Annotated in this window: 8 protein-coding genes; 1 reads left to right on the forward strand and 7 read right to left on the reverse strand. The window is 44.9% G+C overall.

Translation table 11 applies throughout. The annotated features are described in order from the left end of the window. Both IW644_RS13785 and IW644_RS13790 read right to left on the reverse strand, forming a co-directional pair. Window positions 1-1140 (reverse strand): M14 family metallopeptidase, encoded by a 1140-nt coding sequence (locus IW644_RS13785; protein ID WP_269918088.1) that lies wholly within the window; start codon window positions 1138-1140, stop codon window positions 1-3. A 192-nt stretch (window positions 1141-1332) separates the two neighbouring features. Beyond that, complete coding sequence (locus IW644_RS13790) at window positions 1333-2778, reverse strand: glyceraldehyde-3-phosphate dehydrogenase (RefSeq protein WP_269918089.1); 1446 nt, start codon at window positions 2776-2778, stop codon at window positions 1333-1335. 192 nt (window positions 2779-2970) lie between these two features. Between IW644_RS13790 and IW644_RS13795 the strand changes: the two genes are divergently transcribed. Continuing rightward, window positions 2971-3852 carry a DUF2989 domain-containing protein gene (locus IW644_RS13795; protein WP_333473869.1) on the forward strand — a complete coding sequence of 294 codons (882 nt, stop codon included), beginning with the start codon at window positions 2971-2973 and terminating at the stop codon, window positions 3850-3852. Between the two features lie 171 nt (window positions 3853-4023). Here the strand turns inward: IW644_RS13795 and msrB are convergent, their stop codons facing one another. The 5 genes from msrB to malQ all read right to left on the reverse strand — a co-directional run bounded on the left by msrB (window position 4024) and on the right by malQ (window position 13240). Then, window positions 4024-4452: a peptide-methionine (R)-S-oxide reductase MsrB gene (gene msrB, locus IW644_RS13800; RefSeq protein ID WP_269918091.1), complete on the reverse strand. Its 429-nt coding sequence runs from the start codon at window positions 4450-4452 to the stop codon at window positions 4024-4026. A gap of 98 nt (window positions 4453-4550) precedes the next feature. Next, window positions 4551-6104, reverse strand: a complete 1554-nt coding sequence (gene gndA / locus IW644_RS13805; protein ID WP_269918092.1) for an NADP-dependent phosphogluconate dehydrogenase — start codon at window positions 6102-6104, stop codon at window positions 4551-4553. Between the two features lie 456 nt (window positions 6105-6560). Then, the gene (gene glgX / locus IW644_RS13810) at window positions 6561-8660 is read right to left on the reverse strand and encodes a glycogen debranching protein GlgX (RefSeq protein ID WP_269918093.1); all 2100 of its coding nucleotides are present in this window, start codon (window positions 8658-8660) and stop codon (window positions 6561-6563) included. Between the two features lie 48 nt (window positions 8661-8708). Then, complete coding sequence (glgB, locus tag IW644_RS13815) at window positions 8709-10883, reverse strand: 1,4-alpha-glucan branching protein GlgB (RefSeq protein WP_269918094.1); 2175 nt, start codon at window positions 10881-10883, stop codon at window positions 8709-8711. A 158-nt stretch (window positions 10884-11041) separates the two neighbouring features. Further along, on the reverse strand, window positions 11042-13240 hold the full coding sequence (malQ, locus tag IW644_RS13820) for a 4-alpha-glucanotransferase (protein ID WP_269918095.1): 2199 nt from the start codon (window positions 13238-13240) through the stop codon (window positions 11042-11044). Window positions 13241-13264 lie beyond the last annotated feature (24 nt).

Below are 13264 nucleotides of genomic sequence, written 5' to 3' on the forward strand. Positions count from 1 at the left end.
TTATTGCTCTGATGCTTTTAGCTTTTTAACAACCGCATTCACACCAATAAGTAAATCTTCACCTAATTGGCGGCTGCGCTGTACCGACCAACCGTAGATGTCGTCTGGTACATCTGCGTTGTCTTTAAATGGCATTTCTACCGTATATGCCATGCACTTGAACTTCTCGCCCACCGCGTTTGATGCCACGGTTAAATTAGCCTTACCCGGCTCATCTTTATCGTAGCCAAACTCGTCTTGAAATTCTGGCGTCGCATTTAACAACGCATCTTTAAAGGTGTTTTCTAGCATCTTTATAGTGTCATTGTAGCTAGGGTTACCTTCACTTCCTGCAACAAAGTTGTACGGCAATGCCTCATCACCGTGCAAATCAAGATACATATCTACACCAATTTCGCTCATTGCGTTAAGTACGTAAAGTACTTCCGGGCTTTTTTCCTGCGTAGGTGTCGCCCATTCGCGATTAAGATTGGTTCCTACAGCATTAGTGCGCAGGTGACCGCGTGCACTGCCATCTGGGTTCATGTTTGGCACAATGTAGAACACAGCGTTATCAAGCAACTGTCGAGCCAAACCATCTTGTTCGTCGAGCAAACGGTAAATAATACCTTCTGCACACCACTCGGCCATAGTTTCACCAGGGTGTTGACGTGCGGTGATCCAGACTTTTTTCTTTTCTGGCGTTTCTTCACCGATAACCAGCATAGACATATCACGGCCATCAAGGGTAAGGCCTAAGAATTTATGCTCACAGAGTAATGACATTTGCGCGTCATGTACAAGATCGAGATGACGTTCGTAGCTATACGGAATGAAATACGCAAAGTAAACGCTGGGCTGTTCTAGCGTTAGTGAGAACGTAAGGTTGTCGCCGTCAAATTCGCTAGGAATTCTAAACCAAGTTTGACGGTCGTAAGATGCAAGAACGTTATATCCCTTCCAACCTTCAGGATATGCTGATTTTGCAAGGTTACCAATAGTCATGGTATGCGTCACAAAGGTTTCGCCTACTAAACGGAAATGGAACCATTGTGCAAATTCAGACTGGTTGTCGTTGGGAATGGTTAGACGAATATCGTCTGGTGATTGTGCGCTAATTACTTCAATGTTACCGCTGTCGAATTGACTGGAAATATGCATAGACTGTCGTTTTCCTCATTATTTGGGCGCTAATTTAGCATAGACGTAAACACAAATTCCACGCACACAGCGGGTTTTGTACTTTCAAGAGTATACAAAATGTTTACACCATCAAAAAACCGACCACTTGGGTCGGTTTTTTATACAGTTTAAAGTTCGACTTTTTAAAGGCTCACTTTTAATGCTTTCATTTTAAAGTGGCAATGTAGGGAAGCTTAGCCCCGCCATATCGCGAACCACGCGCAATACCTGGCAGCTATAGCCAAACTCATTGTCATACCATACGTAAAGTGTCAAACGGCTGTCTGCTGCGATAGTTGCCTGAGAGTCAACCACAGATGCAGCGCGAGAGCCTACCAAGTCTGTAGACACAATCTCTTTACTTGCCGTGTAGTCTATTTGGTGCTGAAGCTTTGAAAACAGTGCGGTATCGCGCAAGAATTCATTAACGGCAATGCGATCCACCGGCGTTTTAAGATTTAGGTTTAAAATCGCTAGCGATACGTTTGGCGTAGGTACACGAATAGCATTGCCGGTAAGCTTGCCTGCCAACTTCGGGTAGGCTTTTGCGACGGCTTTTGCTGCGCCTGTTTCGGTAATAACCATGTTAAGTGGCGCGCTACGCCCGCGACGGTCGCCCTTGTGGTAATTATCGATAAGGTTTTGATCGTTAGTGTAAGAGTGAACCGTTTCAACGTGACCGTTTTCAATACCGTACTCTTCGTCAAGCGCCTTAAGTACTGGCGTAATAGCGTTAGTCGTACAGCTAGCAGCAGAAACAATAGTGTCTTCTGGCGTCACTTCTTCATCGTTCACACCGTGTACAATATTCTTAATGTCACCTTTACCTGGTGCGGTAAGAACTGCTTTCGCCGCGCCTTTCGCTTTAAGGTGAAGGCCAAGACCATCGCGGTCGCGCCAAATACCTGTGTTATCTACGATGATAGCGTTATCGATACCATATTGAGTGTAATCCACTTCATCTGGGCTATTGGCATAAATGACTTGAATATATGAACCGTTCGCTTTTAGCGCGTTACGTTCGTGGTCAACTGTGATGCTGCCGTTGAACGGCCCATGCACTGAATCGCGGCGCAGTAAGCTTGCGCGCTTTTCTAGGTCGCCATCGCGTCCGCCACGAACCACAATGGCGCGTAAGCGAAGCTTGTTGTTTTTACCCTGACGCTCGATGAGCAAGCGAGCAAGTAAACGACCTATACGGCCAAAACCATATAGTACAACGTCCTGAGGTTTCTGATCGTCCTCTTTGTCGGCAACGTCGTTTAGTTTTTCGTTGAGGTAGGCCGTAAGGTCGTTGTTGTCGACCGCAGAACCATAGTGAAAATCAAAAGCTAATTTACCAATATCAATTTGTGCCGGAGCAAGCTTCATGTTGCTCAGGGCTTCTAAAATTGGGTAGCTTTCGCGTAGGCGTAGTTTAATACCTTCGTGCAGACGCACTTTGCGGTGCGCTTTAATAACATCAATAGCACTGGCGTTCAGTAGCGAGCGTCCATAAACTGAAATTTCAACTGCCTTATTGCGGTATAACTTACCAATAAGGGGCAACATCATTTCTGCGTATTCCTGACGCTCTTGCCAGCTGCTTTGTAATTCCTGCTCAAACTGTTGATTCATGCTTCTGCCTTCATCGATATTAAATTAACGGTGGTGTCATTGTTGTATGCGCAGCCAATTTATTATTGGCCTAAACGCTTCTAACTAATCCTAATTACGCGTCAGCTTTTTATTATTTTTAGGGTACACTAGGTGAGTTTTCGCCTGACGGTGACGAGCAGTATCTTAAATAAACAAGCAAGGAAGACCAAATTGTTGATAAGTTTCAAAACCTCTATGAAAACTACTGTAACAGAGAGTTTATTTAGTAAGTTTCCAACAAAAGTAGGTATGGCCACACTTTGGCTATCAGTAACAAGCCTCACAGGCTGTGGCGACCTTTTCGAGCCTACTATCAGTGAAATTTGTGAATCTCATAGTGAAATTTGCACAGATTTGAGTTTAGATGCGCGCTGTCGCGCTGAGCGTGCCGAGATCATTCGCCTTCGTTATTACAATCAAGATTCAAAAGACGAGGCTTATAAGTACCCTCTCCTTTTAAACTTCGAGGAATACCTAGTATGCGTCGAAGAAGCACAACATATCGAACACGTTAAACGAAAAGGTAAAGAGGCTACGAGACTTAAGGGCGTTATTACTGCACAGCGTGAGATTAAACGCCTAAGCCGAGAAACGAAAGACTCCCTTGACCCTTATCTTTCTTACTACCATTGGACTCGCTATAACGACAAAGATGCTTTTCATCGCTTCGAGCGCTATGCGGCGAGCAACCGTGTCAGCGACCCTAAATTGTTAGTCGAGCTCGCTTCTGTACAAATAAAAACTGACCAAGAACGTACTATCAGCACCCTATATCGCGCGCTGAGTTTATACACGGATAGTGACGATATCGATGTCAGTATCTTTTACTCACTGGCTTCAATGGGAATGGATAAGGATAACTTTCGCCTTGCCTATGTTTGGTATGGAGTTGCTGAACATTATGACGAACGACTTAACGAGACACAGCGCATGCAGCTTGGCCAGAAATACGCACTGCCTGTTGAGATATTAGATAATATCATCGATGAAATAGTCAGTAGCTTGGACAGTGCAACGTTTGATGCAACCTCGTTAAAGCTCAACAAACTTTAGAATTTTGAAATTCAATTACACAATTTCATTAGTAAATAATAAAAAAAACCGCCGTTTATGGGCGGTTTTTTTTATCTACGTCTAAAGGCACCTGCCACGAGGTTAAATTTTAATCAGATGTTTACCTTAATTAGCGCTTATATAGAATGAAGCGCGATTCAATTAAAGTATTTAACCTTTGATTTTTATATCGTCTTCACCTTTAAACGTCATAGATAGCGAGTTAACGCAATAACGTTGGCCGGTTGGCGCAGGTCCATCTGGAAATACGTGGCCTAAATGTGAACCACACTGTTTACAAAAAATCTCGACCCTGCGCATACCGTGAGTCAAGTCTTCTCTATAATCTACGTTGCCGTCATCAAGCTGTTTATAAAATGAAGGCCAGCCACAGCCGGCATCAAACTTAGTATCTGAAGGAAAAAGTGGTGCTTCACAGCACTTACAGACGTATAGGCCATCTCGCTGTTCATCTAGCAGCACACCGGTAAAAGGTCGCTCAGTGCCGGCTTCGCGACATACATAATACTCTTCTTCGCTGAGCTCAGTTTTCCAGTCCTTTTCATTCAGTGATGCGTTTGTGTTCTTACCTGTTGACATAAATTACCTCTTAAACAAAAAAGGTGTATTTGTATTCAAATACACCTTTTCATAATTTACGCTCAAAAATGAACGTTTGTCCCAGTATTTAGTTCATGCTATCTCTTGATAGCAGTTTGAGGTCGTGCTGGATCACTCCACTCAATGTGATACTTCTTGCCTGCAGGCTTATCTACACGCTGATAAGTATGTGCACCAAAGTAATCCCGTTGACCTTGTAATAAGTTAGCTGGTAGCACTGCTGTACGATATGAATCGTAGTAGCTAAGCGCCGACATCATTGCAGGGCACGGTACACCAGCCAGTGTCGCCTGAGCGATAGACTCACGCCAGTCAGCCTGATACTGCGTAATTTGCTCTGCAAAGAACGGGTCTAATAGCAAGTTAGCCAAGTCTTCATTCGTTTCGTAGGCTTGAGATATAGACTGCAGGAATACAGCGCGAATAATACAGCCTGCACGCCATATTTTAGCTATTTCACCAAACTCTAACGTCCAACCGTGCTCTTTACCCGCCATTGCCATAAGCTGGAAACCCTGTGCATAGGCACAGATTTTAGAGCAATAAAGCGCTTGTTCCAGCTTATTGATGATAGACGCTTTTTGATCATCGCTAAACGTAGGCGTATCTGGGCCAGCAAGCACTTCGCTCGCCGCTACACGCTCTTCTTTCAAGCTCGAAATACTACGAGCAAATACTGCAGAAGTAATGGTCTGTGCAGGACTACCTACTTGTAATGCGCTTACTGCAGTCCAAAGGCCTGTTCCCTTTTGGCCCGCTCTGTCTAAGATAACATCAACTAATGGCTGTTGCGTTTCAGGGTCCATTTGCTCAAGGACTTCAGCGCTGATTTCCATCAAGTAGCTGTTTAGCTTTCCTTCGTTCCAATTACGAAACACTTCTGCAATATCAGCAGGCGTCATTTTAAGGGCTTCGCGCATTACATGGTAAGTTTCGCAAATAAGTTGCATGTCGGCGTATTCAATGCCGTTATGCACCATTTTTACGTAGTGCCCTGCCCCAACTGGACCGATATAAGTGGCGCATGGCTCGCCTTCTAACACAGGCTGGCCTGGCGTATGGCTTTCTAATGGTTTACCTGTTTCAGGATCAACTTTTGCCGCAATGGCTTTAAGCACTGGCTCAATACGCGTCCACGCATAAGGGTTACCTGATGGCATTAAGGACGGTCCGAAACGCGCGCCCACTTCACCGCCAGACACAGCGGTAGAGAAGAAAATAAATTTACCTTTATACTGTTCTTCGCGGGCTACTGAGTCGGTCCACAAGCTATTGCCAGTATCAACCACGATATCGTCAGCGTGAATTCCCGCGTCAATAAGGTGATTACATACGTGGTCAACAGGGGCGCCAGCTGGCACAGAGATAATGATTAGATGCGGGGCTTTTAACTTGCTTAAAAGCTCGGTGTAAGAGCTGCAGCCTTCAACGCGAGGCTCAGTATTTTCAGCTCTTTCGCTTGCGTCTTTAGCCAGAATTGACTCAACTTTGTTTTGATCTAAATCGAAACACGCGACACGATAGCCATGGTCTACTAGGTTCATGGTTAGGTTACTACCCATCACCCCTAAACCGATAAAACCAATATCACACGCTTTGTCTTCGTGCGAATTACCACCTTTCTTTTGCATAGGAACACCCTCACATTTCAGATGGCTGCGCATGATACCACCAGAAAGAATAAAGAACAGCTTAAGCTAACAAATTAGTACGCGCTGGTGTAAATGTCACCAGCGGTAAACATTAACAGGTTTTTATGGTCAGTTTGAACGAGAAATTTGTTTTTATTTAATACCGAATAACACACACATCACCACGCAGAACAAAATTCATACAACTGTAAAGACACGGTAGCGTTTCCCTACAGTGCATGCGGTTTGTCGGTGGCTGAGCGCTGCGTTTATCTATTTGGGTTATCTAATTGGGTTTATCTTGCTGGCTGTATTTCGCCTAGCGCTGAGTAATCAGGTTCGTGCCCGTTAGCGAACGCCGTGAGTTTTGATAAAGCAAACGGCATTTGGCAGACAATTAAAACCTGATATAGCGCGTTATCGCTTTAAGGCTTTCTTTTAGTTTAACTACAACTTTCATTCCGAAAATTGGGAAAAACTAAACAGCGTGAGAGATTTACTGGCTTGTAAAAACACCTTTTGAATACAAATAGAAGGTTGCTCTTCTAGTGAACTATAGCGCGTGTCTAAATGCATGGTCCACCCACCTTTTGGTAATACAGTTGGCAGGTGAAAACGCACGTCGCTATCGCTAGCATTCACACACAAAAACCAGTGCTCGGGCTTTTGGTCGGGCTCTCTCTGGCTCATGACACAGCCCTTTATTTCAACACCAAACGCTTTGTTGTGATGTGCATTCCAATCTTCAGACGCTTTGTCCGAACCATCCGGTTTGTACCAATTAATCTCTTTAACGTTTCTTGATAGTGTAAAAGTGTCGTCATGAAGCTTTAATTCGCTAAGCAATGATGATGATTGACGCAAGCGCACTACATACTGGCAAAAGCTTAAAAAGTCCTGTTTACGCTTGTTTAGTTCCCAATTCATCCAGCTAATCGGGTTATCCTGGCAGTAGGCGTTATTGTTGCCATTTTGAGTACGACTTAACTCATCACCACCAAGTATATGGGGAGTCCCCTGAGAAAAAATCAGGGTAGCGAACAGATTACGTTTTTGACGCTCTCGCATTGCAAGAATTCGCTCGTCATTCGTTTCCCCCTCTACGCCGTAGTTTGCAGAAAGGTTGTGCCCATGCCCATCTCGATTTTCTTCTAAGTTATCGAGGTTGTGGCGCTCAGCGTAGGTCACCATATCATGTAGCGTGAAACCATCGTGATAAGTCACGTTATTAACTGACGTACTGATATGTCGCCGGCCTTTGTGGAAAATATCTCGTGAGCCCATTAACCGCGTAGCAAAGTCTGCTGTTACACCACCATCTCCCCGCCAAAAAGCGCGCACTGTATCACGGTATTTGTCGTTTACCTCTAACCATGGTGACGGGAAGTTGCCGACTTGGTAACCGTTTGGACCAATATCCCAAGGCTCAGCGAGCAGCACCTTATCTTTTAAAACAGGGTCGCTACTGATGGCTCTTAGTAACCCGGATTTCTTATTGTATTGCTGGGGCTCTCTTCCCAAACAAACTGCCAAATCGAAGCGAAAACCGTCTACACCAATAACGGACACCCAGTGACGCATGGCATCTAAAATAAGCCCCATCATAAATGGCTGCGCAGTATTTACTGTGTTACCACAGCCAGAGTGATTAGAGTAAACCAATTCACCGTTTTTGGTTTGTTCCAACAAATACGCTTGGTTTGGGCAAAACCCTTTATAGGATAAAATAGGGCCACCACCGCCCGCCTCTGCTGTGTGGTTAAACACCACATCAACTATCACCTCTAAGCCCGCACTGTGATAAGCGTCAATCATAGACTTAAGTTCAGCGAGCGCGTCTGACACGCCATAGCGTGGTTCAGGCGCAAAGAAGTTAACGGGGTTATACCCCCAATAGTTTGTTAAGCCCTTATCGGTGATAAAAGGCTCTGGCATAAACGAACACAAAGGCATAAATTGAACTGTTGTTACGCCTAATGCCTTAATGTGATTAATGACGCTAGGATGAGCTGCACCAATGAATTTACCACGGTGCGCTTTTGGCACATCAGGGTGAAGCTTTGTTAGGCCTTTTACGTGCGCCTCATACACCACTCTCTTATGTTTAGGTATAACCGGCGGACGAGCATGATTAGTTGCATAGTCGTTATAATCTATGACTATGCACTTAGGGATCATAAACTGAGAGTCGTGTTTGTACTGCCTCGCATCCCACTTAATTGCACGACTGATTTTTTTGGCGTACGGATCAATAAGTAACTTGTCAGTGGGCACAGCATGTAAACCACCTTCTCCACGCTCTACACGGTACCCATAGTACTGGCCTGCACTTACACCGCTAAAATGACCGTGCCAAACGTCGCCGGTCTTTTCTGGCAGTGGGTGTTCACTTATCGCCTCTTCAGTATCGCAATTGAAAAAGCACAATACGACCGCTTTAGCATCAGGAGCATAAACGGCAAAATTACATCCATCGTGAGTCAGTGTGGCGCCAAGTGGATGTGCATTACCCACCCCACTTTCAACAATTTGCACTATCTCTGAAATTTCGTTCACTGCGTTCTCAATCTACTTATACGCTAAGGCTATAACGCCTAAGACGGATTAACCTACATCAGCAACGTAAAAAACGGTTGCTAACGGCGGTAAAGTTATCTCTACCGAGTGGCCGCGGTTATGGAAAGGCGTGTTTTGCGTGGAAACTTCACGTACGACCTCATAGCCGCTCCCCCAGTACGCACTGTCATCGGTATTAAGTGCAAGCGATAACGTACATGCATCATCTACGCCTATTCTGAAGTTTTCACGTGGCACCGGCGTAAAATTAGACACCACATACACTTTTTGCTTTGCATCTTTTGACGTACGCACAAATGATACTACGCTTTGGTCTGCGTTACTGTGATCTAGCCATGCGAAACCACTAGGTTCGTGATCTTGCTCGTATAGCGCTGGTGTTGATGTATAGAGGTTATTGAGCGCTTTATAAAGTGCTTGCACACCCTTGTGTTTATCATAATCGAGCAGGTGCCAGTCTAAGCTGCTGTCATGGTTCCACTCACGTGCCTGCGCAAGCTCATTGCCCATAAAGTTAAGTTTTTTACCGGGATGGCCATACATAAAACCGGCATAGCAACGTAGATTAGCGGCTTGCTGCCATTCATCGCCTGGCATTTTGTGCAGCATACTGCCTTTACCATGCACAACTTCATCGTGTGAAATAGGCAGTACGAAGTTTTCATCAAACGCGTAGACCATGCTAAAGGTAATATCGCCATGATGATAGTTTCGGTACGCAGGGTCTTTAGCGATGTAATGCAAAGAGTCATGCATCCACCCCATGTTCCACTTAAAGCCGAAGCCTAGACCACCTTCAAAAACAGGTCGAGAAACCTTCGGAAATGAGGTCGATTCTTCCGCAATGGTCATGGCGTCAGGGAAGTGTTTATACACTTCTTCATTCATCCATTTGAGTAAACTTATAGCTTCATAGTTTTCGTTGCCGCCGTTTACGTTCGGGATCCACTCACCGTCATTACGTGAATAATCGAGATAAAGCATGGATGCCACAGCATCAACACGCAGTCCATCCACGTGGAATTTATCTAACCAAAACAGTGCATTTGCTACTAAAAAATGACGTACAGTATCTTTACCAAAATCATAAATGCATGAATTCCAATCTGGATGCCAGCCCTTCCTTGGATCTTCATACTCATAGACACATGAGCCATCAAATCTTGCTAGACCGTGACCATCTTCAGGGAAATGAGCGGGTACCCAATCGATAATTACACCGATACCTGCTTGGTGAGCCTTATCAACAAAGTATTTAAATTCATCTGGGTTTCCGAATCTACTGGTTGGCGCGAACATGCCCACTGGCTGGTAACCCCATGAGCCATCAAACGGAAACTCTGAAATGGGCAGCAGTTCTATGTGGGTGTAGCCCATATCGCTTACATAGCTTATGAGATCATCAGCCAGTGCTTTGTACGTTAGATAACGCGCATCCGTTTCAACGCCCGGGCGCTTCCAAGACCCTAGATGTACCTCGTAAATGCTCATCGGGCTGTTGTATTTATTGCCCTTGCGCTTTTCCATCCAAGCGCCATCATTCCACTTGTAGATGTTGTGATCGTAAATTTTTGAGGCGTGCGATGGGTATTGTTCTGCACTGAAACCTAGAGGGTCTGCTTTGTGCGGCAGGTCATGGCCGTGCGCATCTTTAAGCTGATACTTGTAGCGCTCTCCGTCGCTGAGTTCTGGAACGAACAGCACCCAGTATCCCATAGACGTTTTTTCCATAGGATGTAAACGACCATCCCATTGATTGAAATCTCCAATAAGTGAAACCGTACTTGCATTAGGGGCGAATACGCAGAACCTTACGCCTTTTACAGCTTCACCTTCTGGTGAAGTCAGTGTAATAATTTGCGCGCCAGCTTGTTCATATAAGTTCGCAGGCGTGCTGTCGATATAATGTACAGCGTGATAAGCCTGGTCGGTAAATTGATATGGGTCGATATAAGCGTTTTCGCCTTTAGCTAGAACGCGATAAATTTCGCCTTGATACTTTTCTGGCAGTGGTGTTTCGAACAAACCATTACTGGAAGTAACGGTTGTATCCTTTAGCGCAGGATTGCCCCATTTAATCGTTATCTCACTTGCGTTTGGATGCCAAACACGAAGTAAAGAGCTTTGCTCTTTTGTCACTATACCTAAATGGGAAAACGGCTGAGAACATAATACCTGTTCGAACTGCTGCGCTAATTGCATTCGCTACTCCTAGTAAAAACCCGCATGACAGCGGGTTGAATTGAGAGCTTAAATGCGTTGATCACATCTAAGCTCTTTCAAGTACCGTCTTGGTACTTTATCTTACTCGTTAAAGTTGCCTAAGCAACTGCCTCTTGTCGATTCTTTGACAACGACAGTTAGTCTTGGCTTGCTTGTTTTCTAGCATGAGTAAGTTTAGACGCTAACTCATTTATATCATGTCTTTCAAACAACGACTCAATATTCTCAGTCAGCTTTCTACGCCAGTTTGGATACTCATCAAATGTACCAGGAATGTTCACTGGCTTATCCATTTCTAACCAGTCTTCTAGTTGAAGACTTAACAGCGCACTTGACCCCCCTGCCATATGAACCTGCATACCGTTATTCAAATCACGATTCATGCCGGTGTGATTCACATCGCGACCTACATTGTCGCCAATGGAGCCGTGTCCATGCAGCGTATCAAGGATAGCTTGTTTATTTTCATGACGATCTGCATAAAGCGTTTGAAGAATTTCTTCTGTCGGGTACAGCCCTATTTCTTTACCCAACTCTAAATCTAGACAGTGCCAGTAACCAATCAACGTCGGCATATCGTGAGTAGTCAAGGTTGACATCGACTGAACAGGATAATGACTAGGCGAGAAGAAACCGCCGTCTTCTGCTTGTTCGAAGAAAAATACGCGGTATGAGTACACACCGTTGTCAGCCAGTTTGCTGCGAATTTCTTCAGGTACGGTGCCCAAGTCTTCACCAATAACCAAACTTTCATTACGATGACTTTCTAGCGCTAAGATACCGAGCAAGTCATCGACTGGATAATAAACATAGCCACCGTCTTTCGCGTGGTCGCCTTTTACTACCCACCACAAGCGAAGTAACGCCATAACGTGGTCGATACGCAACGAACCCGAAGAGGCCATGTTCGAAGCAAACAAGTCTATAATTGGCTGATAGGCTTGTTCGTAAAGTTTGCGAGGGTCCATTGGGGGTAAGCCCCAGTTCTGACCAAGCGGGCCCAAAATATCTGGTGGCGCACCTACACTTGCCCCTGTGCAGTACAGGTCTTTGTTACCCCAAATCTCCGCACTGCCTTCACTTACGCCAACAGCAAGGTCGCGATAAAGACCAATAGTCATGCCGGCATCGGTTGCTTTGTTACTTGCCGCTTCAAGTTGCTGGGCAGCAATCCATTGAAGGAACAGGTAAAACTTAACTTCATGCTGGTTAGCACTCTTAAATTTAGCCACCGCTGGGTTATGATAGTCTTTGTATTCCTGTGGAAATACCGGCCACCCCCAGCTTTCCTTACCATCAGCTTTTAGGTGTGACTGAAGAGCATCGTACACCGCTAACATATCTAAGCTCTCGCCACCGGCATCAACAAAAGCATTAAATGCCTTATTTTGTTTAGTGTTTTTACGAAGGTATTTAGCATCGTAAACATCAAACACCGCTTTAAGGGCTGCTAATTTCACATGGGCTACTGCTTCGTAGTCTACATGCTCAACATTACGGGCGTGTTCTAGCGTAGCGGTAAACTCATCACTGCTAACTACCGTTTGCACCGATGCATCGTCGTAACCGTCAATTGCAGTTACATCGATATATAAATAGTTTAACCAGCGACGTGAGCTTGGCCCATAAGGAGAGCATGCGTTAGGGTTAGCTGGGTAAAGCGCATGAATTGGGTTAAGCCCGATAAAATCTGCGCCAACGCCCGCGGCTTTTTCAATAAGCAGTGCAAGGTCTGAGAAGTCACCAATGCCCCAGTTCTTTTCACTGCGAACGCAGTAAAGCTGAACACTTAGGCCCCAGATTTTTTTGCCTTCTTTAATCTCTTTCGGTGTATAGCATGCCTCTGGTGCCACAATTAGGCGAGAACGTGCGAATTCATCGTCATCCGCACTTAATGCTACGTCGTGATATCCAAGTGGTAAATCCAAAGGTAGGGTTACTACGTATTCATGAAATTCAACATCGTCAATGTGCGCCATTGTCGTCATTTCTTGATCAACAGGCGTAAATTGATGGGTCTGTACGTCACCATTTTCACACGTAATAGTAAGTGTATGGTCATCGTTAACCAACTCGATGGGTAAGCGAACGGCTAAGTTTATTTCTTGGGTGTTTCGTACAACTTGAACAGGATTTAAAGGCGACAACCATACCGATTTAATATCTTGTGTAATTTGTGACTGAATTTTTTCATCACTGCTGGTGTCATAGCCAAGCGTGTTTAGCAGTTTCGCTTTGCTTGATTCTGCGATGGTTGCTGGTTTTCCCCATGCGTCGACGTATTGGGTTTCAATTCCCCGCATTTCAACCAGTTGTTGCAGAAGTTGTTGTGTCATGGTGTGTCATTCCTGTTATTCGGT

The sequence above is a fragment of the Alteromonas sp. PRIM-21 genome, from assembly GCF_027563165.1.
Taxonomy (GTDB): Bacteria; Pseudomonadota; Gammaproteobacteria; order Enterobacterales; family Alteromonadaceae; genus Alteromonas; species Alteromonas macleodii_A.